The 20,026-nt window shown below is 63.6% G+C and carries 19 protein-coding genes and 2 pseudogenes; 12 read left to right on the top strand and 9 right to left on the bottom strand.

Annotation, left to right across the window (positions count from 1 at the left end):
* Nucleotides 1–67 precede the first annotated feature (67 nt).
* The 6 genes from QFZ91_RS32905 (at nt 68) to QFZ91_RS32880 (ending at nt 6,812) form a co-directional block, all read left to right on the top strand.
* On the top strand, nt 68–919 hold the full coding sequence (locus QFZ91_RS32905) for an NAD-dependent epimerase/dehydratase family protein (protein WP_368598612.1): 852 nt from the start codon (nt 68–70) through the stop codon (nt 917–919).
* Nucleotides 919–1,848, top strand: coding sequence for an SMP-30/gluconolactonase/LRE family protein (locus QFZ91_RS32900; RefSeq protein ID WP_429570934.1), 930 nt, complete (start codon nt 919–921; stop codon nt 1,846–1,848). Before QFZ91_RS32905 ends, QFZ91_RS32900 begins: the two co-directional genes overlap by 1 nt.
* A 611-nt stretch (nt 1,849–2,459) precedes the next feature.
* Nucleotides 2,460–3,452, top strand: a complete 993-nt coding sequence (locus QFZ91_RS32895; protein WP_176105711.1) for a TRAP transporter substrate-binding protein — start codon at nt 2,460–2,462, stop codon at nt 3,450–3,452.
* Nucleotides 3,453–3,619: 167 nt separating this feature from the next.
* A complete protein-coding gene (locus QFZ91_RS32890; RefSeq protein WP_176105712.1) occupies nt 3,620–4,129 on the top strand; it encodes a TRAP transporter small permease in 510 nt (169 codons plus the stop codon).
* A gap of 13 nt (nt 4,130–4,142) precedes the next feature.
* Nucleotides 4,143–5,495, top strand: a complete 1,353-nt coding sequence (locus tag QFZ91_RS32885) for a TRAP transporter large permease (RefSeq protein ID WP_176105713.1) — start codon at nt 4,143–4,145, stop codon at nt 5,493–5,495.
* Between the two features lie 78 nt (nt 5,496–5,573).
* Nucleotides 5,574–6,812, top strand: a complete 1,239-nt coding sequence (locus QFZ91_RS32880) for a porin (RefSeq protein WP_429569755.1) — start codon at nt 5,574–5,576, stop codon at nt 6,810–6,812.
* A 166-nt stretch (nt 6,813–6,978) separates the two neighbouring features.
* On the opposite strand, the gene QFZ91_RS32875 is transcribed toward QFZ91_RS32880, so the two are convergent.
* Both QFZ91_RS32875 and QFZ91_RS32870 read right to left on the bottom strand, forming a co-directional pair.
* Nucleotides 6,979–7,305 (bottom strand): 4-oxalocrotonate tautomerase, encoded by a 327-nt coding sequence (locus QFZ91_RS32875; protein ID WP_429569754.1) that lies wholly within the window; start codon nt 7,303–7,305, stop codon nt 6,979–6,981.
* A pseudogene (locus QFZ91_RS32870) lies at nt 7,223–7,672 on the bottom strand (class II aldolase/adducin family protein); the annotation flags it as partial. The pseudogene QFZ91_RS32870 and the gene QFZ91_RS32875, both read right to left, overlap by 83 nt.
* 553 nt (nt 7,673–8,225) lie before the next feature.
* Here QFZ91_RS32870 and QFZ91_RS32865 point away from each other — a divergent pair.
* The 4 genes from QFZ91_RS32865 (at nt 8,226) to QFZ91_RS32850 (ending at nt 11,904) form a co-directional block, all read left to right on the top strand.
* The gene (locus QFZ91_RS32865) at nt 8,226–9,515 is read left to right on the top strand and encodes an LssY C-terminal domain-containing protein (RefSeq protein ID WP_429569753.1); all 1,290 of its coding nucleotides are present in this window, start codon (nt 8,226–8,228) and stop codon (nt 9,513–9,515) included.
* On the top strand, nt 9,512–10,498 hold the full coding sequence (locus tag QFZ91_RS32860; RefSeq protein WP_429569752.1) for an LssY C-terminal domain-containing protein: 987 nt from the start codon (nt 9,512–9,514) through the stop codon (nt 10,496–10,498). Before QFZ91_RS32865 ends, QFZ91_RS32860 begins: the two co-directional genes overlap by 4 nt.
* Nucleotides 10,389–10,763, top strand: coding sequence for a hypothetical protein (locus tag QFZ91_RS32855; protein WP_429570933.1), 375 nt, complete (start codon nt 10,389–10,391; stop codon nt 10,761–10,763). The genes QFZ91_RS32860 and QFZ91_RS32855 overlap by 110 nt, the downstream gene beginning before the upstream one ends.
* A gap of 85 nt (nt 10,764–10,848) precedes the next feature.
* The gene (locus QFZ91_RS32850; protein ID WP_429570932.1) at nt 10,849–11,904 is read left to right on the top strand and encodes a hypothetical protein; all 1,056 of its coding nucleotides are present in this window, start codon (nt 10,849–10,851) and stop codon (nt 11,902–11,904) included.
* 113 nt (nt 11,905–12,017) lie between these two features.
* On the opposite strand, the gene QFZ91_RS32845 is transcribed toward QFZ91_RS32850, so the two are convergent.
* From QFZ91_RS32845 to QFZ91_RS32835, 3 genes and pseudogenes are all read right to left on the bottom strand, one after another.
* Entirely contained in the window at nt 12,018–12,221 is a 204-nt protein-coding gene (locus QFZ91_RS32845) for a hypothetical protein (protein ID WP_368598602.1), read from the bottom strand.
* Between the two features lie 149 nt (nt 12,222–12,370).
* Nucleotides 12,371–12,715 (bottom strand): annotated as a pseudogene (locus tag QFZ91_RS32840) (class II aldolase/adducin family protein); the annotation flags it as partial.
* 171 nt (nt 12,716–12,886) lie between these two features.
* The gene (locus QFZ91_RS32835) at nt 12,887–13,759 is read right to left on the bottom strand and encodes an urea transporter (protein ID WP_429570931.1); all 873 of its coding nucleotides are present in this window, start codon (nt 13,757–13,759) and stop codon (nt 12,887–12,889) included.
* 187 nt (nt 13,760–13,946) lie between these two features.
* Between QFZ91_RS32835 and QFZ91_RS32830 the strand changes: the two genes are divergently transcribed.
* Nucleotides 13,947–14,501, top strand: a complete 555-nt coding sequence (locus QFZ91_RS32830; RefSeq protein WP_368591652.1) for a putative glycolipid-binding domain-containing protein — start codon at nt 13,947–13,949, stop codon at nt 14,499–14,501.
* A gap of 50 nt (nt 14,502–14,551) precedes the next feature.
* On the opposite strand, the gene QFZ91_RS32825 is transcribed toward QFZ91_RS32830, so the two are convergent.
* The 3 genes from QFZ91_RS32825 to QFZ91_RS32815 form a co-directional block, all read right to left on the bottom strand.
* The gene (locus QFZ91_RS32825; RefSeq protein ID WP_429569751.1) at nt 14,552–15,133 is read right to left on the bottom strand and encodes an N-acetyltransferase family protein; all 582 of its coding nucleotides are present in this window, start codon (nt 15,131–15,133) and stop codon (nt 14,552–14,554) included.
* 76 nt (nt 15,134–15,209) lie between these two features.
* The gene (gene sapR / locus QFZ91_RS32820) at nt 15,210–16,118 is read right to left on the bottom strand and encodes a sap1 transcriptional regulator SapR (protein WP_176382814.1); all 909 of its coding nucleotides are present in this window, start codon (nt 16,116–16,118) and stop codon (nt 15,210–15,212) included.
* A gap of 118 nt (nt 16,119–16,236) precedes the next feature.
* Entirely contained in the window at nt 16,237–17,124 is an 888-nt protein-coding gene (locus tag QFZ91_RS32815; RefSeq protein ID WP_429569750.1) for a DMT family transporter, read from the bottom strand.
* Nucleotides 17,125–17,234: 110 nt separating this feature from the next.
* Between QFZ91_RS32815 and QFZ91_RS32810 the strand changes: the two genes are divergently transcribed.
* Nucleotides 17,235–18,674: a PLP-dependent aminotransferase family protein gene (locus QFZ91_RS32810; protein WP_429569749.1), complete on the top strand. Its 1,440-nt coding sequence runs from the start codon at nt 17,235–17,237 to the stop codon at nt 18,672–18,674.
* Between the two features lie 42 nt (nt 18,675–18,716).
* Here the strand turns inward: QFZ91_RS32810 and QFZ91_RS32805 are convergent, their stop codons facing one another.
* A complete protein-coding gene (locus QFZ91_RS32805; RefSeq protein WP_429569748.1) occupies nt 18,717–19,790 on the bottom strand; it encodes a TAXI family TRAP transporter solute-binding subunit in 1,074 nt (357 codons plus the stop codon).
* Nucleotides 19,791–20,026: the final 236 nt, after the last annotated feature.

Here is a 20,026-nt window from a genome sequence, read left to right as displayed (position 1 = left end):
CGCCGGTCCAACCGGCGCTCGCTTTTCCGTTCAGAACACCCGACCGCAATCACAACAGCAAAGATATATGACCGATTTGAACGTTGACCGCTCCGCGGCAAAGAAACCCTTCCGCCGTCTGCTGCTCACTGGCGCCGCGGGCAACCTCGGCAAGCAACTGCGTCCCGCGCTCGCGCAGTGGGCCGACATCGTGCGCGTATCCGATATCGCGCCGCTCGGCGAAGTCGCCGCGCACGAGGAAGCCGCCGTCGTCGATCTCGCCGATGCAGCGGCCGTGCACGCGCTGCTCGAAGGCGTGGACGCGGTGGTGCATCTCGGCGGCATTTCCGTCGAAGCGCCGTTCGAAGACATCCTCGAAGCGAATATCCGCGGCCTGTACAACGTGTACTCGTCGGCGCAAAAGCACGGCGTGAAGCGCATCGTCTACGCGAGCTCGAATCACGCGGTGGGTTTCCATCCGGTGACGTCGGTGCTCGGCACCGACGCGCCGCTGCGTCCGGACGGCATGTATGGCGTGTCGAAGTGCTTCGGCGAATCGCTGTCGCGCTACTACTTCGACCGCTTCGGCCTCGAAACCGTGTGTCTGCGGATCGGCTCGTCGTTCGAGCAGCCGAAGACCGCGCGCATGCTCGTCACGTATCTGAGCTACCGCGACTTCATCGAGCTCGTGCGCTGCTCGCTGTTCACGAACCGCGTCGGCCACGCGATCGTCTACGGCGTGTCGAACAACCGCACCGCGTGGGTCGACAACACGAACGCCGCGTTCCTCGGCTACCGTCCGCAAGACAGCTCGGCGCAGTTCGAGCACCTGTTCCCGCCGAGCGCCCCCGACACGCGCTTCGACGACCCGACCCAGCTGTACCAGGGCGGCCCGTTCGTGCTCGCCGGTCCGATGGAGCCGAAGCGGGAGCCTAAATGATGAGCGCGAATCCGCAAGTGGAACGCTTCGAAGCGGCCGGTCCGTTGCCCGCGGCCACCGGTGAAAGCCCGGTCTGGCGCGCGGCCGAGCAGGCGTTGTACTGGGTCGATATTCCGGCGAGGAAAATCGTGCGCGGCTCGCTCGAAACTGGCAAGCGCACCGAATGGCTACTGCCGGAGCAGGTTGCCTGTATCGCGTTCGATCACGCTGGCACCGTGCTCGCCGGCTGCGAGACCGGCTTGTTCGCGGTCGCGCTCGCCGACGCGTCGAATGCGCGGGGCGGCGAGCCGCTGACAGCGTCGCTGCGCAAGCTCGCGGCGCCTGAATTCCCGCATCGCGGCATGCGTTTCAACGACGGCCGTTGCGATAGGCAAGGGCGCTTCTGGGCCGGCACGATGGTGATGGACATGGCGGCCGCGATCCCGGGCGGCGCGCTGTACCGCTTCGATGAGAAGGGCTTGCTGTCGGCGCCGGTCGTCGATTCGCTGATCACGCAGAACGGCCTCGGCTGGTCGCCGGACGGCACGACGATGTATCTGTCGGACTCGCATCCGCTGCGCCGGCTGATCTGGGCGTTCGACTACGACGTCGACACCGGCGAGCCGCGCAACCGCCGCGTGTTCGCCGATCTGCATCACTATTCGGGCCGTCCGGACGGCGCGGCGGTCGATGCGGACGGCTGCTACTGGATTTGCGCGAACGACGCCGGTCTGCTGCTGCGTTTCACGCCGCAGGGCAAGCTCGACCGGCAGATTCCGGTGCCGGCCATCAAGCCTGCGATGTGCGCATTCGGCGGCCGCGATCTCGATATTCTGTTCGTCACGTCGATCCGCCCGGCCAACGGCGCGAGCGAGCACGATGGCCATGTGTTCGCACTGCGGCCAAGCGTGAGCGGGCTGCCTGAGCCCGAATTCGCGGGCCAACTGTAATCTTGCTTACATGAGGCATGCGCCGGGACGAACTTTTTCTCCCGGCGTTTTTATTTTCGGGGCCGTTCGTGTGGCCCTTTATTCGTCACTCGTCATACAACATTTGGCGGGAAGACCAGTTCCCGCATCTTTGTTCGGCAGAAATACAACAATTCCGGAGACCGATGCCAATTCGCTCTCATTCGGCGCCGGACGGCGCGGGGCTTGGCGGCGTGCGATGCCGGTCATATATGCCGGCGCTCTTCTTGATCCGGGTAAATACCGTCTGTACAAGTTAAAACCTCTTTTATAGACTTCGTATGTCGTCGTACAACATATAAGTCCAAACAAACGGCTTTCTGTGTTTGTGTGACAAGTGCAATTTGGTAGGTTTTCAGGTCAGTCGTGCGGCTTTGGTCGATGCCGCATGCATGTCGGAAGCCGGCCGGCGTGATTGAAATAAGTAGTCGAGTTGTCGATTGGAGTGCTGGGTCAACTGTGCCGGGGAAGTTGCACAGCCAGTACGGCCAGCGCCCGCACCTGCGAAGGCGGCGGGCGCGAAGCCGGAGACGCGTCAAAACCATGTCACATCCGCTGTCGCTGGGATGGTCCATTTTTCAAGGAATGTCACGATGAACAAGAAGTTTGCCTCTTCCCGTGTTTCGATGATCGTCGCAGCCGCGGCGTTGGCGTTCAGCACGATGTCGGCTGAAGCACGCGTGTTCCGCGTTGCCGATGTGCACGGCGACACCTTCCCGACCAACATGGCCGTGAAGTACATGGGCGAGCAGATCAGCAAGGCGACCGACGGCAAGGACTCCGTGAAGGTGTTCGGCAACAGCGCGCTCGGCTCGGAAAACGACACGATCGACCAGGTTCGTATCGGTGCGCTCGACATGACGCGCGCGAACGGTGCTGCGTTCAACGAAATCGTGCCGGAATCGATGATCCCGTCGCTGCCGTTCCTGTTCCGCGACGTCGATCATTTCCGCAAGGTCATGTACGGTCCGGAAGGCCAGAAGATCCTCGACGCGTTCACCGCGAAGGGCATGATCGCGCTGACGTTCTACGAGAGCGGCGCACGCTCGATGTACGCGAAGAAGGCAATCAAGTCGCCGGCTGACATGAAGGGCCTGAAGGTTCGCGTGCAACCGTCGGACCTGATGGTCGACGAAATCAAGGCAATGGGCGGCACGCCGACGCCGATGCCGTTCTCGGAAGTCTATACGGGCCTGAAGACCGGCCTCGTCGACGGCGCCGAAAACAACATCCCGTCGTACGAAGAAACCAAGCACTTCGAAGTCGCTCAGGTCTACTCGGAAACCCAGCATTCGATGACCCCCGAAGTGCTGGTGTTCTCGAAGAAGGTGTGGGACACGCTGTCGCCACAAGAGCAGCAGATCATCAAGAAGGCCGCGGCTGACTCGGTGCCGTACTACCAGAAGCTGTGGACCGCGCGTGAAGCCGACGCGCAGAAGACCGTCACGAAGGGCGGCGCAACGGTGGTCGCGGCTTCGCAGATCGACCGTGCGGCTTTCGTGAAGGTGATGCAGCCTGTGTGGACGAAGTACGAAAAGACCCCGCAGATGAAGCAGATCGTCGACGAGATCCAGGCAATCAAGTAAGTCTCGCGTCCCGGGCGCAATCAGCAATAGCAACGTTTGTCGCAGCAGCGGCGTGAATGGTCCGCGAGGAAACTCGCGAGACATTCCGCCGCGCAGTTTCGCGCGCGCGGATCGCGTCGGGACGGCTGAATTTCAAGCACAGGTCGGACGTAAGCAAGGACAGGATCATGAGTTTCCTGAAACGCCCAAATGATTTTCTTTTTCGCGTGCTGTTGGTCGTGGCGTCGGTCAGCCTCGCCGCACTTTGCCTGCTCGTGATTTATAGCGTGGTGATGCGCTACGTGTTTAGCGACGCACCCGATTACGTCGAGCCCATCGCATTGTTGCTGGTGATCCTGATCGCGATGTTCGGCGCCGCATTGAAGGTTCGCGAGGGCGGTCACATCGGACTCGACTCGCTCGTCAAGAAATTGCCTGAGAAGGGCCAGGTGATCGCGAAAGGGATTCAGCACCTCTGCCTGATTGCTTTCGCGGTGGCCGTTTTCGTCGGTTGCTTCGAGATGGCCGAAACCACGATGGGCGACCGCATTCCGATCATCGGCGTGCCGGAAGGCGTGCGCTACTGTATCCCGATCTTCGCGAGCGTGTGCATCGCGTTGTTCTCGATCGAGCATCTGCTCGAGCTCTTTGCCGGGAAACGGGAAGAGCCAGCGCTCGAACTCTCCGCCACGGAATAAAAGCAGAGCCATCATGGAACTTGCCCTCCTTACCGTCAGTTTTCTGGTTTTCCTCTTTCTAGGGGTTCCGGTTTCCTTCGCGCTGGGCCTGTCCTGCGTCCTGACGTATCTGTTCGAAGGTCTGCCGACCGCGACCGCGATGCAGTCGATGATCTCCGGCATGAACGGTTTCTCGTTCCTCGCGGTGCCGTTCTTCATCTTCTCCGGCGAGCTGATGCTCCACGGCGGCATCGCCGACCGCATCCTGCGCTTCGCGCAGGCCACGGTCGGCCATTTCCGCGGCGGCCTCGGCATGGCCAACGTGGTCGCCTGTACGCTGTTCGGCGGCGTGTCGGGTTCGCCGACCGCGGATACGTCGGCAATGGGCGGCGTGGTGATCCCGCTGATGAAGCGCGAAGGCTATAGCGCCGCCTACGCGGTCAACGTGACCACGCACTCGTCGCTCGCCGGCGCACTGATGCCGACGTCGACCAACATGATCATCTACGCGTTCGCGGCGCAAGGCGTAAGCGGCGTGCTGAACGGCAAGCAGATGAGCGGCGTGTCGATCGGCGATCTGCTGTTTTCGGGTCTGTTGCCGGTGCTTTGGGTGATGGGCCTCGTGCTGATCGCCGCTTACTGGCAGGCCGTCAAGTTCGGCTATCCGCGCCGTCCCGACGGTTCGACCCAATTGCAGCGTTTCCCGGGCTGGATGGCGGTGCTGCGTACGTTCATCGGCGCGGTGCCGGGTCTGATGGTCATCGCGATCATTCTGTTCTGCGTGGCGCGCGGTATCGCCACTGCGACAGAGGCGGCCGCGATCGCCGTGGGTTATTCGCTGATATTGACCATCGTCGTATATCGCACGCTGACGCTGAAGAAGCTCGGCCATGCGCTCGGCAAGGCCGCGAAAACGACCGGCGTGGTGCTGCTGCTGATCGGCGTGTCGAACATGCTGCGCTTCCAGATGGCCTATCTGGAGATCCCGGACGCGATCGAACGCATGCTCGACGGCGCGACCTCGCTGCCGTGGCTGATGTTGTTGTACATCAACGTGATTCAGGTGTTCCTCGGTACGTTCGTCGACATGGCGGCGCACATCCTGATCACGACCCCGCTGTTCCTGCCGATGGCGATGCACAACGGCGTGGGCCCGGTTCAGTTCGGCATCATGATCCTGCTGAACTGCGCCTTGGGTCTCGTGCATCCGCCGATTGGCTCGGTGCAGTTCATTGGTTGCGCAATTGGCAATGTGTCGATAGGGGAAACTACTAAGGTGGCGTGGCCGTATTACCTCGCTATCTTCTCGGCCATCAATATTGTCACTTACGTACCGTGGTTCTCGACGTGGTTGCCGAGCGTCATCAACGGTCATCCGGTGTTCTGATTCAAATAAAACGTCTTACCCACACTCTGCGGCGCTTGCATAGCGCTGCTTCAAAAAGTTTTTAACAGAGGAGTAGAAATGAAAAAGACTCTCGTGGCTTCGGCAGTGGCGTTGGTCGCGCTTGGTGCACATGCTCAAAGCAGCGTGACGCTCTACGGTATCGTCGATGCTGGGTTGGGCTGGCAGAACAGCTCGACGTCGTTGAGCGCACTGGGATCGTCGAAGCCCTCGCCCGGTGGTGCTTCGAAAGTCCAAATGATCAACGGCGTCTGGGCTGGCAGCCGTTTCGGCCTGAAGGGCTCGGAAGATCTCGGCGGCGGCACGAAGGCAATTTTCCAGTTGGAACAAGGCTTTAACAGCGCAACCGGCGCGCAAGGCGTGTCGGGTCTGGCATTCAACCGCCAGGCATGGGTGGGTATGACGAACGGCCAGTTCGGTACGCTGACGGCCGGCCGCCAGTACACGTCGTACTACACGCTGCTGTCGCCGTATAGCCCGACCACGTGGCTGACCGGTTTTTACGGCGCGCACCCGGGTGATATCGACTCGCTGGATACGCTGTACCGCGCGAACAATTCGCTGGTCTATACGTCGCCGAGCTTTGGCGGCCTGACGGTCAGCGGTTCGTACTCGCTGGGCGGCAACGCAGGCAGCTTCGCCGCTGGCCAGGTTTGGAGCGTGGCAGCACAGTACCTGAACGGCCCGGTCGGCATCGCCGCAGGTATCCAGCGTATCGACAATGCGGGCATCTTCACCCCCGCCACCGCCACGGCCGCAGCCAGCACGAACTGGAATTCGGCGATGTCGAACAACGGCGCACAGCCGGCGGTCTCGGCAATCAACAACGGCTTCCAGACCGCAGCGAAGCAGCAGCGCGTCGCAGTGACGGGCGGCTACGCGTTCACCTCGGCGTTGGACGTTTCGTTCGCATACTCGAACGTTCAATACGCTGCAGGTTCGGGCTCGTTGTTCCACGGCACCCAAATCTGGAACACGGGTGGCGCAGTGCTGCACTGGAAGCCGATCTCGGTGCTGGACCTGGCCGCTGGCTATAGCTACACCCGTGCAACCTCGTCGAACGGCATTTCGGACACGGCCAGCTACAACCAGTTCAACCTGTCGCAGTACTACACCCTGTCCAAGCGCACCGGTCTGTACGCGCTGGAAGCCTATCAGCGTGCTAACGGCAAGACGCTGGCAGGCGACGGCAAGACGATCATCAACGCACAAGCAAGCATTGGTGACGGTCAAAACAGCGCGCCGGCATCGTCGCGCAGCCAGGTCGCTGTCGGCGTTGGTATCATCCACAAGTTCTAAACAGTTACTGAACACGTGGCGGCGCGTTGTTTTGCCGCCACATCGACGCGTTTTTTTTCGCGTTGTAAGCCTCGAAAGCTGCGCACCTCACGTGCGCAGCTTTTTTTTCGATGCCTCGTTTTTTATGCATCGAGGCGCTGGTCTCGCCAGCGCTTTTCCGGGTCGATCAGGCCTCCGACCACAAACGCCCACCCGTCGCCCAGTTTTCGCGCTTCACGTCGGTCGGGATGATGTCGACCGAGTTCGGCTCGACGCCGAGCGACTCGCAGGTGGCTTTCGTGATCGCTTCGACGAACTGGCGTTTCTGTTCCAGCGTACGGCCTTCGAAGAGTTCGATATGAAACGTGGGCATGACGTTGCTCCGTGGGGTTGTGAGTTGGGACTGGAATGAAGCGGACCGGCTCGGGCGTTCAGGCGCGATAGCCGCGATCGAGTCGATCGAGCTTGCGCAGCAGCGCGAGCCATTCGAGCGCGCCTTCGATCGGGCCGCCATCGTAGAGCTGCTCCGCCGTGCGCGCGGCGACCGCGTCGCTCGGCACGACCAGCGGCGCGCCGCAGCTTTGCGCCTGAATCTGGATTTCACAGGCTTTCAGCGGCGTCGCCATCAGCACATAAGTTTCGGCAACCGTGCGTCCGAGCGTCAGCGTGCCGTGATTGCGCAACAGCATCGCGGGGTGATCGGCGAGATGCGCGACGAGGCGCTCGCCTTCGGCCGGCGTGAACGCGAGGCCTTCGTAGTCGTGATATGCAAGCTGGCCGTAAAAGCGCAGCGCGTGCTGCGAAGCCGGCAGCAATGCTTCCGGCTGCGCGGACACAGCCACGCCCGCGGTGTTATGCAGATGCATCACACATGCCGCGCCGTCATGCGCGCGCATAAGGGCCACTATTGACGCGGAATCCTCGGAGAGTGGAACGAGCTTCACCGTGCAACTTCCGCGCTTTCCGTGGAATTCGCAGTGACCTGTACGGTGTTCCGGCTCGACCCGCGACTGGAATGGCGGTCGTCAGGAAAGCGGGCTTACGTCTCGTGCCTGACCAGCGTCGGCAATGGGTTTGCGTGTCGCCCTTGGCTGCGCCGCAGGTATCGACGAGGGGCGATCGGCAAAAGTCGGCCAATAGCCGCCGATCACCGTCGCCGTCATGCGGACCTTCGAGCGGCTGCTCCGCGCAGGTTTCGGACTTTGATGGTCCGTGGGTCGCTGTCGCTTGACAGTCACCGAGCCTCGCCTGCCACCATGCGAAACATGACTGGTGAAACATGACTGGTGCGGCCCCCAATCACCTAAACTTGCCAGTACGTCGCGCGCGCTTCCGTCGGCGCGCGACAAACAGCACTTTTCGCTGCGCATAGCGGGCGACCCGTGGCCCCTTGCGTATGGCTACATCCCCTGATCATGGCGAAGGGTTGTCTTGATGAAGCGCATCGTGATGCCGGTGCAGACTGTCATCCTTGTCAGCTTCGTACTGGCGGGCTGTACTGCAACCCTCCCCAATGTCGCAGTGCCACCATATCAGAACCGCGCCGTGACACGCATCGAGGGCGACGTGGAGGTTTCGACAGCCGTGCTTTCGCCGGCGGAGAGTGCAGCCATCTATGGCGTCCCGCTTGCTGAAAGGAGGATTCAGCCCGTCTGGATCGAAGTCCGAAATCGCGAAGACAGTAACTACTTTCTTCTGTCGCCTGGCCTTGACCCGAGCTTCTTTCCCGCGTCGGAGGCGGCTGAAGCGTTCGCGGGTAACGCTTCCCGTAAACAGCAGGCAGAACTGGACAGCCGCTTTCGTGCGCTCGCCTTCCGTAACCCCGTGGGTCCCGGGGAGACGGTATCGGGATTTGTTCTGACCAACCTCAACGTCGGTGCGAAGCTGGTACAGATCGACCTCGTCGCGCGGGGACGCGCCCGGACGTTTTCGATCTTCGTGGCGGTACCCGGCTTCGAGGCCGACTACAAGCGCAGCCAGGTCTTCCAACGCGCTGCCGATCCTGACGAGCCTATCGTCAATTTCACCGATGACGAAAGCTTTCGCGCCGCGCTCAAGGCCCTGTCATGCTGCGCAACGAACGAAGACGGCTCGAAGAATGGCGACCCCCTCAATCTTGTGATCGTCGGCGGCCTCGACGATGCCTTTCCGTCGCTCGTTCGCCGGGGCTGGCGGCTCACAGAACAGAAATGGTCGGGCGCAATCAGGCGGATGATCAGCGCCGCGCTGTCGGGTGAACCTTACGTCAACGCACCCGTGAGCGACCTCTACCTGTTCGGCCACGCTCAGGACCTCGCGCTGCAAAAAGCGCGCGGCGACATCCACCAGCGCAATCACATGCGTCTGTGGCTCAGCAACATGCAGTACCACGGAAAACCCGTCTGGGTCGGACAGGTCAGCCGCGATATCGGAATCCGTCTCACATGGCACTCGTCGACGTTTACCACGCACAAGATCGACCCGGACGTCGATGAAGCGCGCACCGCGCTGACGGAAGACATGACGTACTCGCAGAATCTCGCGAAGATCGGCCTCGTGAATGGCGTGGGTGCCGTGCCGGAAAGCGCACCGCGCGAAAATCTGACGACCGACCCGTACTTCACCGATGGCTATCGCGTCGTGCTCGTATTCGACCGCACGCCGACCTCGCTGGCGGACATCGAAGTCTTCCCGTGGGTCACGCCGTACAAGGTCGTGCGCGTCGCACCGGGAGCGAAGCCATGACTGCGCGCGCTCCCATGCATAGAGCACGGATGCGTGCAGGCGCGCTATTGCTCGTGCTGACGCTGGCCGGATGCGCGACATGGCAGGCACCGTCCGCGGTGGACGAAAAGCCGCTGCGCGAGCGTGAAGTCAGCGATACCCATCACGGCGTTCGCGTGGGCGCAACCGTGATGAGCAGCGAAGACATCAAGCGCATCTATGGCGCCGACATCAACGATACGAAGGTCCAGCCGCTATGGATCGAAGTGCATAACGGGACCTCGCAGGCGCTATGGCTGTTACGCTCAGGAACCGATCCGGACTACTTCTCCCCCGATGAGGTCGCGTGGTCCATGCATACCATGCTCGGAGGTTCAACCAACAGGAGCATGGACGACTATTTCAGAAGCCTCCGCTTCGGCAACCCGATCGCGCCGGGTGCGACCCAGTGGGGCATCCTGTTCACCAATCCCGATCGTGGCATCAAGCTCGTCAATATCGACCTGTTCGGAAACCACACGCTGATTCCGTTCTCGCTCTTTCTGCGCGTGCCGGACAGCACGACAGATCCGAGCCTCGCGCAGATTCCTTTTCCGTTCCCCGCGTCTGCCGTCACGGACTGCCCTGATCTCACATCGCTGCGCGCCGCAATCGAACGGCTGCCATGCTGCGCCACCGATGCGACTGGCACGGTTCAGGCCGATCCGCTGAACGCCGTCGGGATAGGCCAGCTCACTGACATCGGGGCGGCGCTGGTGCGGCGCAACTATCGGCGCGATGCGCGCGAGATCGACCTCGCGCAACGGGTCTTCGGGCGTGAACCGGACTTCGTCATGCGCAAACAGGCCCACGCGGGTGCCCCTGCGGACCTGGATCCGCGGATGGCTCGCCCCGATCCGCTTTCAGGGGCAACTGGTCTACATCGCGCAGGTCGGTCGACCCGTCGGCGGACGCTTCGCGTCACGCGGCGAGACACGCCTGACCCTGCACGAGAACGTCGATGAGGCTCGTAACTACCTGATCCAGGACCTGATGTATTCGGGCGGTCTCGACAAGCTCGGCTTCGCGAACGGCGTTGGCGAGGCATCGCCGGCCCATCCCCGCACCACACTCGACGGCGCGACCTACTACACGGACGGATTGCGTGCGGTCGTGTTTTTCACAACGCGCCCGCACAGCCTGTCGGATGTGGATTTTCTCGACTGGGTGCCCTATCTGGACAGACGCGACAACCTTCAATCTGGAGCAACCGGCGATGCACGTCAGTGACCCGGAAGGAACGCCATCACTGGCCTTGCCACATCGACAGGTTGTCGCCGCCGCTGCGTGGCGTGGAGGCCGCGCAGCACTGGCAATGGCGACTGCATGCGCTGCGCTCGGTGCATGCGCGACGAAGCCGTTGATCCCGTACTCGACCGATACGCCGCCGCTGATTCTCTCACCCGCGACTCAGGCCGGAATAGCGGATGAGCGGGGACGCTTCCGGGAAATCTTTTGTGCGGTCCTCGAAGCGCGCGGAGCTGAGGTGCCCGATAACCGTCACTGCGAGGACGCGCTGACCCGCGTGGGCAAGGAGCCGGCACCGACGGGCAGACCTGTCGACTTGGGGCAATCCCGACAGCATCTGATCGCGGTCGTCGTGCCCGGTGTCGGCTACGACTGCTTCCGGCCGTGGCTGGATTCGCCGAATACCGTGATCTCGCATGTGCGCCGGTTCGGTTTCGACGCGTCGCTGCTCGACGTCGATGCGCTGTCGAGTTCCACCAACAACGCACGCCAGATTCGAGACGCTCTCATGGCGATGCCTGCACCTGACGGGCCGCCGCGCATCGTGCTGATTGGCTATTCGAAAGGCGCGCCGGACGTCCTTGAAGCGCTGGTCGCCTATCCAGAGATCCGCAGCCGCCTTGCGGCCGTGGTGAGCGCCGCCGGCGCGGTGGGCGGATCGCCGCTTGCCGACGACGCCGAGCAGTACCAGGCCGACCTGCTGCGCCATGTTCCCGGCGCAACCTGCACGTCGGGCGATGGGGGCGCGGTGCAAAGCCTGAGACCGGCGACCCGCAAGGCTTGGCTCGCGCAGAACCCGCTTCCGCCCGGACTGCGTTATTACTCCATCGTCACGTTTCCGCAACCCGAACACATCTCGTCCATCCTGACATCAAGCTATGACAAGCTCTCGCGAGTCGATCCACGAAACGACAGCCAGCTGATCTTCTATGACCAGCTCATTCCAGGCAGCACACTTCTCGCTTACGTGAATGCCGACCACTGGGCGCTGGCTGTACCCATCGCCCGAACGCATCCGACAATTGGCGCGCTCTTCGTAACGCAGAATGCGTATCCGCGCGAGGCCCTGGTGGAAGCCATCTTGCGCTTTGTGGAGGAGGAAATGACGGAGCCCATCCGGTGACACCGTGCCGCCCCGTGAAAGGGCCGTTTGCCTTTAGAAGCGGTCGTTGAGCTTGCGCGAAGCCCGGCGTCAGCAATGGGTCGACTTGCGGCGGTGGTCGTCGGCCCGGGTTGCTAGCACGATGCGGTTGTCTTGGCGTCGGTGTAGGCGAGTTTCGCCCACGCGAACGCCTGCGGGCCCATCAGTTCCTCGCAGCAGTCCGTGTAGGCGCAGAAGTGCTCAAAGTCATCCATCGCGGTATGGCCGCGATCGTTCGGTTCAAGCGGCACCGTTTCGAGCAGATTTTCCAGCAGTTCAACGGGTTTCTGGTAGCACATGGCGCGGCCCTCCGACGTTCAACGCGGTCGACCACCACAGGCGATTTCCGCGCGAACGTCGCGGCGCACCGGAATACGGTCGAACTGCCGAAAACGAAAGCCAGGCAAGGCTGTCAGCGCGTTTTTAGAGTTATTTATAGTCGACACGACAGCACAGAGAACGCGTCGTCGCGCGCGGCATGCACGGCCGCGTGCAGCGCAAAGCCGGTGGCATTCACCGGATGTTGGCTGGCGCCGACGACATTGCCCGCGATGTCGATCTTCACGAGATTCGACGCGCATACCTCATCGAACGCGAGGCCGAACGGATTGATCAGGAAGTGACCCGGTTCGCCGGGCACGCTCGCGGAAATGTGTGTGTAGATCAGATCGTCCCAGCCGTTGAGCGCGGCGAGTCGATAGGCGGCGGCCAGATCGATGCGGGTTCGCTGTTCCGCTTCCGACAGCGGACCGGACTCCGCGATGCGGCCGGCGGGTAAGTGGGCGAATGACATATCTGTCTCCTGTCGGCCGGAGTGAGTGTTTTAGCACTGACTGCGGCGCCATGCGATTGATCGCCAAGGCAAGAAGGTTGCTGAATGCGAGGCCGCGCGACGCGGGAACCGGCTTGGGATGCTACCGCACAATGCCGCGCCGTTGGCGACAGCGCACGCCCCATTCTTGCGTTACGCGCTGCGGCGCCCGAGCGACTGGATGGTCCACGTTGCGAGCACGAACGGCGCGGTCATCGTAAGCCAACCGCAATGCAGGGCGGCCGCTTGCAACAGCACCGACATCGCGATGCCGCCCAGCATCGCAGGGTAGCCCGAGTCGGCAAGCGCGAGCGCGGTCAGCGCGCCGTTGAACCCCCACAGGCCGGCGTCGAATGAAGCAACGCTCGCGCCGAGCAACAGATGTGCCGCGCTCGCCAATGTCGCGCCGCCCAGCGCATAGAGCGCGTGTTTGCGCGAGGCGGCGGCAATCCCGAGCAGCACCAGCACACCCGCTGGCGCGCCCGACGCGAAGCCGGTCTGCGCAACGCCCGCGAGCACGCCGCTGACGAACCGCATCGCGCCGAGCGGATGAGCGGCGTCGGGACCCGCCGACAAGGAACGGCTCGCGATCAGCGGCAACCATAGCCACGTGACGATCAGGCACGGACTCGACAGATAACCGAGCCCACGCACATGCAACCAGCGCGACCACGGTCGCAGCAGCCATGCGGTGGCCGTCGCCGCAAGAATCGCGACGGCCGACGCGCGCGCCGGATCGCCGATGAAGCTGAACGCGGCGAGGCCCGCGAGCGCGCCGTTGAAGCCGGGCAGGCCAGCAACCAAGTCGGCGTCGGCCGAACCGGCGAGCATCGCGCTGACGTTGGCCGCAATCGCGCCGAGCAGCGCGGCGCACACGAGACGCGGCTCGCTGAGAAGCCACGCGCCGAGCATGCACGCGCCGGTCGCGGCGTTCGATTGCAGCACGATCTGGCCGAGGCTGCGCAGCAGCGTGCGCAGCGGGGCGCTGAGCGAGGAAGACGGGGCATCGGTCGCGGCGGCGTGCATCGGCGGCGGGTTCGGAGTCACGACAAACCGCGAGCATAGTCGAGCGGCCAGCACTCAGGCATCTCGCGCGTTGATACTGGCTATTTGCCGGCCGTAAGCGCCTGGGTCGGGATTGACTCGCGCGCGCACTTTCGCGCTACGATGAAAGGCCGGCGCGCCCACTGCGCCGTTTCGCGAGGAGACGCCGATGCGTGAATTACGATGGGCCTCGGAAGAGGGCGACGGCATCGAACATCTGGTATTCGATGCGCGCGACGACGGCTTCGCCGTGGAAAGCGTCGTGATCGGGCAGCGCTATGGCAAGGCGTACGGGCTGCATTACGCGGTGCGCTGCGACGCGCGTTGGCGCACGCGCTATGCGCACCTGAAGATCGTCGGCGGCGGCGAGCTGGAATTGCATGGCGATGGCGAAGGCCATTGGCACGACGGGCACGGCCTCGCGCTGAGTGCGATCGAGGGCTGCATCGATATCGATATCGCCGCGACGCCGTACACCAATACGTTGCCGATCCGCCGGCTGCAACTGGCCGAGGGCGAACGTCAACCGATCGAAGTCGCGTACATCTCGACGCCGGACTTGCAGGTTACGCGCGCCGAGCAGGCATACACGTGCATCGAGTTGAATGGCGAGTACCGCTACGAAGGCATTTTTCGCGAGTTCACCGCCAATATGCGCGTGGATAGCGATGGCCTCGTGATCGACTATCCGACCTTGTTCGCGCGTTTGCCGCGCGCGCGTTAGGTTTAGCCTTCGGCGTCGCGGTTGCTAGGCCGCGCCGTGCGCGCGGCGGACTACCCGTGCGTGCCGCCTGCCGCGTTTGAAACGTCGTCGGGCCCGGTCGATGCGCCGCGGCCGAGCGTGCGTTGCATCAGTGTCGTGTCGAGCCAGCGGCCGTGCTTGTAGCCGACCGCCTTCAACGTGCCGGTCAGCTCGAACCCGAGCTGCGTATGCAACGACAACGACCCGCCGCTGCCGCCATCGGCGATCACCGCGATCATCTGACGCCAGGGTCCGGTCTCGCAACGATCGATCAGCGCCTGCAGCAGCAAGCGTCCGATGCCGCGTCCGCGATATGCGTCGTTCACGTAGATCGAGTCTTCGATCGTGTTGCGATAGGCGGCGCGCGGGCGATACGGCGTCGCATAGCAATAGCCGGCGATCTCGCCGTCGATCTCCGCGACCATATACGGCAGTCCGTGGCTGCGCACGCTTGCGAGCCGCGTGCGCAGCTCGTCGACGGACGGCGGGGTTTCTTCGAACGACGCGACACCGGTCAGCACGTGATGCGCATAGATCGCCTGGATCGCGGGGAGGTCGGCTTCGGTGGCGTCGCGGATCAGCGGGGCGTCGAGCGGAGGGCGGGTTGAACTCATGCGTGATCCGGTCGTGGCAGGCTCAGTTTGGTGGAAGCCTTCACTATGCCTGTGGCCGGCGCGGATTTGAAGCGGGTCAAAGATCGAATTGGTCGAATTCGCTCTGCAACTCGCGATTGCGCGCCACGCGTTCGTCGATAGCCGGCCCGCGCCGTTCGACGACCGCCGAGATCAGCAGGTTGAACAGGCACGTCAGCGGCGCGAGCGAATCCCAGAACTGACCGACGTCGGTCTTCACCTGCAGCAGGTCGCCGTCGAAATCGCGCGCCCACGGACAGTAGATATCGGTGACCAGCGCGAACGGCAGACCGCGTTGCGAGGCCGCCTGGCAATAGCGTCGCGCGATCGTCGAATAGGCGCGCGTGTCGGTGACGATCAGATACGGCGTGCTGAACTCCGAGTTCAACGAATCGACGTAGGAACCCGACATGCCATCCGAATAGAACACGCGCGGGCGGATGTATTCGAGGTAGCTGTAAAACGCGTTGCTGATACCGCGCGTCGACTGGATGCCGAGGATATAGACCGCATCGGCGTTCGCGATGCGCTCGGCGACGCGCGCGAAGGCCGGCGAGCGCGCGAGTTCGTATACGTGTTGGATCGCGCCGATCTCGAGCTCGAGCGATTGGGCGAGCGCCGCGTCGCGCGGCGAAGCGCCGTCAGCGACGCACGGTTCATGCGGCTCACGGGTTTGGGTGCTGTCGCTCGGTCCACGGCGGAACGCGTCGAGCCGGTCCGTAATCAGCCAGGGCCGCTGCTGCGTGCCGCGCAGCTCGCGTTTCAGATCGTCGAGATTGCGATAGCCGACGCTGCGCAGAAAGCGGCCGACCGAAATGCCGCTGGTGCCGGCTTGCTGCGCGATCTGGTCGGCGGTCTCGAGGCCGAGCCGATCGAGGTTCGCGAGCATGTAGCTGGCGACGCGTTTCGACGTCGGCGTGAGTTCGGCAAAACGGGCTTCGACGGTTTGGGCAAAAGCGGTCGTCATCGTCAGTCGCGGCGCAAGGCGCTGGTTGTGCCAATCTGCGAAATGATGACATATCGACCCACGACTCGCGCGATTCGATCGTGAAAAAGACCGTTTGCCGTGCGCTGGTCGAGCCGCGTCAGGCCGCCCGCCGCGCCGGCGCCGCGTGCGAAAAATGCCGAGCGCCCGCCACGCAGGCGACCACGATCACGGTGACGATGATCATCGACGGCGGGACCTGTTCGTGCAGCAGCACGCCGGCGAGCAGAAGCCCGAAAAACGGCTGCAGCAACTGCAGTTGACCGACCGCCGCGATACCGCCGAGCGCGAGTCCGCGGTACCAGAACACGAAGCCGATCAGCATGCTGAACAGCGACACATACGCGAGTCCCCACAGCGCGGCGGCGCCGACACCGTCGAACGACACGGGGCGCGTCCACCAGGCGAGCGGCAGCATCAATGGCAGCGACAGCACGAGCGCCCACGAAATCACCTGCCAGCCGCCCACGTGACGCGACAGCCGCGCGCCTTCCGCGTAACCGAGCCCGCACACGATGATCGCCGCGAGCATCAGCGCGTCGCCGAGCGGCGACGCGTCGATGCCGTGCCGCAATGCGAACGCGGCCGCTGCCGCGCTGCCGAGCGCCGAGAACAGCCAGAACGCCGGCTGAGGCCGCTCGCCGCCGCGCAGCACGCCGAAGATCGCGGTGGCGAGCGGCAGCAAACCGATGAACACGACCGCATGCGCAGCGCTCACATGCCGCAGCGCCAGCGCGGTCAGCAACGGAAAGCCGACCACGACGCCGAGCGCGACCACCACGAGCGGCAGCAGATCGCGGCGCTGCGGCCGCGTCTCACGGAACACCAGCAACAATAGAAGACCGAGAACGCCCGCGATCGTCGCGCGCGCCACGGTCAGAAACACCGGATCGAGTCCCTGCACGGCAAGCCGCGTGGCCGGCAGCGAGCCGCTGAAAATCAGCACGCCTGCGAAACCGCTGAGCCAGCCGTTGGTGGTCTTGTCCATTGCGTACATCCCTGCGCTCAAAGAGTCACATGATGCGCGCCGCCGCCGTAAACGTTAAGCTACAGATCAGTACAGTTCGCACAAACTGTACCGAACATGGAGCAGTACAGATGGCGGGAAGCGACAGCAACGAGACGGTGCCGGGCACGCGCGTCGGCCTCGTGATGGACAATCTGCGCGAGCGCATCGCGAGCCGCTCGCTGATGCCGGGCGCGCGCGTGCCGTCGATTCGCGCGATGACCGACACGCTCGGCGTGTCGAAATCGACCGTGGTGGAAGCCTACGACCGTCTCGTCGCGGAAGGGGTGATCGTCGCGCGGCGCGGCTCAGGGTTCTTCGTGTCGGGCCATGCGCCGCCGCTCGCGCTCGCCGATCTCGGGCCGCGGCTCGATCGCGAGGTCGATCCGCTGTGGCTTACGCGGCAGTCGCTGGAGACCGGCTCGAAAGCGCTGAAGCCAGGCTGCGGCTGGATGCCGGCGTCGTGGCTGCCGGAAGACGGCGTGCGCCGCGCGCTGCGTGCGGTCGCCCGTGATCCGCAGTCACTGCTCGCCGACTACGCGAGCCCGGCCGGCTTGCCGGCGCTGCGTCAGCAGCTTGCGTGGCGGCTCTCCGCGCACGGCGTCGATGCGCCGCCCGAGCAGATCCTGCTGACCGACGGCGGCACCCATGCGCTCGATCTCGTGTGCCGCTTCCTGCTCGAACCCGGCGACACGGTGTTGATTGACGATCCGTGCTACTTCAATTTTCAGGCGCTGCTGCGCGCGCATCGCGTGCGGATTGCGAGCGTGCCGTACACGCCGCAGGGACCGGATCTCGCAGCGTTCGAGCGCATTCTGGTCGAGCAGCGTCCGCGGCTCTACGTGACCAACTCGGCGATCCACAATCCGACCGGCGCGACGCTCGCGCCGGCCGTCGCGCACAGGCTGCTGAAGCTCGCTGGGGAGCACGATCTGCTGATCGTCGAAGACGACATCTTCGCGGACTTCGAAGACGAACCTGCGCCGCGACTCGCCGCGTTCGACGGGCTCTCTCGCGTCGTGTCGATCGGCAGCTTTTCGAAGACGCTGTCGGCGGCGGTGCGCTGCGGCTATATCGCCGCGCGAGCCGAATGGGTCGAACCGCTGATCGATCTGAAGCTCGCGACGTCGTTCGGCAACGGCCAGCTAGCGGCGAGCGTCGTGCATCGGATGCTGGTCGACGGTACCTATCGGCGTCATCTCGAGGCGATGCGCGCGAAGCTTGCCGATGCGATGGGAGAGACCATCAGGCGTCTCGGCTATGCGGGCCTCGAGATCTGGACACGGCCGCGCGCGGGCCTGTTCGTGTGGGCGCGCTTGCCCGAGGCGCTCGATGCCGCCGACATCGCCCGTCATGCGTTGACGGCGGGCGTCGTGCTCGCGCCGGGCAACGTGTTCAGCGCGTCGCAAGCGGCGGCGGGCTTTCTGCGTTTCAACGTGTCGCAATGCAATCGCCCGAAGGTGTACGAGGCGTTGCAACGGGCGATGGATGCGTGCGCGGTGTCGGCCGACGCGGCGCGCGAGCGCGTCTGAAACGAACCGAATCGAATCAGGCGCGCGGTCCTTGCTACGGCGTTATTTGCACAGCAGAAGCATCCGCTCCTGTTCCGAGCAGGGCGTGTGCGGTTTCGGCGCGGGTTGCGCGGCCGCCGCGCTCATCGCCGCGGTGCGGTTCGCGAGACACGCGCGCAGGTGCTTCTCAACCGGACCGTAATACTTCCATCCGCGTACGAGCGTCGGCAATTCGAGCTTCACCTGTTTCCATTTCGGATGGCCGTGCTCCTGCAGATTGTCGAAGTTCGCGCACAACGAGTCGGCGAAATGATTCAGATTGCTGACGGTGTCGCGCAAGCCATAGTCGTAGGTGACCAGAAACGCTTTGACCGTGAGGCCCGGCACGTCTTCCTTCAGCCAGCCTGGGTAGCTGCTCTGACGGATCGTCGTCGGAAAGTAGGTCTGCTTTGCGCGGTTCGTCTCCGGCGCGCTGGGATCGGCGGGCAGCAGACGCAGTTGTGACAGCAGGTCGGGCTTCATGCTGGTGAATAGATTCGCGGGTTGCCCGACCACGATGATCGCGACGTCGATTTTCTTCACGATCAGCGCGGCCAGCGCGTCCTCGTTGCTCAGATGCACGACGTTCTGCTCGGGAATCGGCTGGCCGAACATCAGGCGGTAGAGCGTCGTCGCCGACTGCGCGGTGCCGCTGCCCAGCAGGCCGACGCTGATGGTCTTGTCCTTGATGTCGGCGAGCGTTTTCAGCGGCGAATCCGCCCGCACGACGACGTTAATTTCCTCGTCGTAGAGCGGCATGATCAGTCGCAACGGCCGGATCGTCGTGCCCGCATCGGGATTGCCCGTGTTGGCCATGTCGATGAACGCCTGGTACACGTCGGACTGCACGAGCGCGAGCTTCACGCCGGGCTCGAAACGCATGCGCTGCACGTTCTCGGCCGAGCCTTTCGACGCCACCACTTCGAGGTCGATGCCGACCGGCTGGGCCACCCATTTCGACAGGTCGTTGCCGATCTGGATATAGGTGCCGCGCTCCGGCCCGGTGACGATCTTGTAGTGCGCCGGTTCCGCGCCGGCCAGCGAACATACGACCAGTACCACCAGCCCCAGCCAGCCCGCGAGAAGTCTCTTCAGCATGGTCATTCTACCTATCGGTCAGGTTGATCCCGCTTCACGCGTGGCGCGTGGAAGCACCAGTGATCCGGTTGCCATGTCATGTTCAAACTGCTGTCAGGGCCCCTCCGTCTGTTGCCGCTCAGAGGGCGAATGATTATGTGGGAATCGGCACAGACGGCGACCATTCGATCTGGTATGCGAAGCAATGTTTTTGCGCGACGGCGCAGTCTTTCGCGTCTCCGCGACACTGAACGGAG

It is taken from the genome of Paraburkholderia sp. JPY419 (assembly GCF_050435705.1).
GTDB classification, from domain to species: Bacteria; Pseudomonadota; Gammaproteobacteria; order Burkholderiales; family Burkholderiaceae; genus Paraburkholderia; species Paraburkholderia youngii.
The sequence above is the reverse complement of the archived record's forward strand: the minus strand, read 5'-3'. Positions and strand labels throughout refer to the sequence as shown.

What these genes read in the sequence shown, in the direction of transcription:
- QFZ91_RS32905 (WP_368598612.1), top strand. Translation starts at nt 68, where the DNA reads ATGACCGATTTGAACGTTGACCGCTCCGCGGCAAAGAAACCCTTCCGC.
- QFZ91_RS32900 (WP_429570934.1), top strand. Translation starts at nt 919, where the DNA reads ATGAGCGCGAATCCGCAAGTGGAACGCTTCGAAGCGGCCGGTCCGTTG.
- QFZ91_RS32895 (WP_176105711.1), top strand. Translation starts at nt 2,460, where the DNA reads ATGAACAAGAAGTTTGCCTCTTCCCGTGTTTCGATGATCGTCGCAGCC.
- QFZ91_RS32890 (WP_176105712.1), top strand. Translation starts at nt 3,620, where the DNA reads ATGAGTTTCCTGAAACGCCCAAATGATTTTCTTTTTCGCGTGCTGTTG.
- QFZ91_RS32885 (WP_176105713.1), top strand. Translation starts at nt 4,143, where the DNA reads ATGGAACTTGCCCTCCTTACCGTCAGTTTTCTGGTTTTCCTCTTTCTA.
- QFZ91_RS32880 (WP_429569755.1), top strand. Translation starts at nt 5,574, where the DNA reads ATGAAAAAGACTCTCGTGGCTTCGGCAGTGGCGTTGGTCGCGCTTGGT.
- QFZ91_RS32875 (WP_429569754.1), bottom strand. Translation starts at nt 7,305, where the DNA reads ATGGCGGCCCGATCGAAGGCGCGCTCGAATGGCTCGCGCTGCTGCGCA.
- QFZ91_RS32865 (WP_429569753.1), top strand. Translation starts at nt 8,226, where the DNA reads ATGAAGCGCATCGTGATGCCGGTGCAGACTGTCATCCTTGTCAGCTTC.
- QFZ91_RS32860 (WP_429569752.1), top strand. Translation starts at nt 9,512, where the DNA reads ATGACTGCGCGCGCTCCCATGCATAGAGCACGGATGCGTGCAGGCGCG.
- QFZ91_RS32850 (WP_429570932.1), top strand. Translation starts at nt 10,849, where the DNA reads ATGGCGACTGCATGCGCTGCGCTCGGTGCATGCGCGACGAAGCCGTTG.
- QFZ91_RS32845 (WP_368598602.1), bottom strand. Translation starts at nt 12,221, where the DNA reads ATGTGCTACCAGAAACCCGTTGAACTGCTGGAAAATCTGCTCGAAACG.
- QFZ91_RS32835 (WP_429570931.1), bottom strand. Translation starts at nt 13,759, where the DNA reads ATGCACGCCGCCGCGACCGATGCCCCGTCTTCCTCGCTCAGCGCCCCG.
- QFZ91_RS32830 (WP_368591652.1), top strand. Translation starts at nt 13,947, where the DNA reads ATGCGTGAATTACGATGGGCCTCGGAAGAGGGCGACGGCATCGAACAT.
- QFZ91_RS32825 (WP_429569751.1), bottom strand. Translation starts at nt 15,133, where the DNA reads ATGAGTTCAACCCGCCCTCCGCTCGACGCCCCGCTGATCCGCGACGCC.
- sapR (WP_176382814.1), bottom strand. Translation starts at nt 16,118, where the DNA reads ATGACGACCGCTTTTGCCCAAACCGTCGAAGCCCGTTTTGCCGAACTC.
- QFZ91_RS32815 (WP_429569750.1), bottom strand. Translation starts at nt 17,124, where the DNA reads ATGGACAAGACCACCAACGGCTGGCTCAGCGGTTTCGCAGGCGTGCTG.
- QFZ91_RS32810 (WP_429569749.1), top strand. Translation starts at nt 17,235, where the DNA reads ATGGCGGGAAGCGACAGCAACGAGACGGTGCCGGGCACGCGCGTCGGC.
- QFZ91_RS32805 (WP_429569748.1), bottom strand. Translation starts at nt 19,790, where the DNA reads ATGCTGAAGAGACTTCTCGCGGGCTGGCTGGGGCTGGTGGTACTGGTC.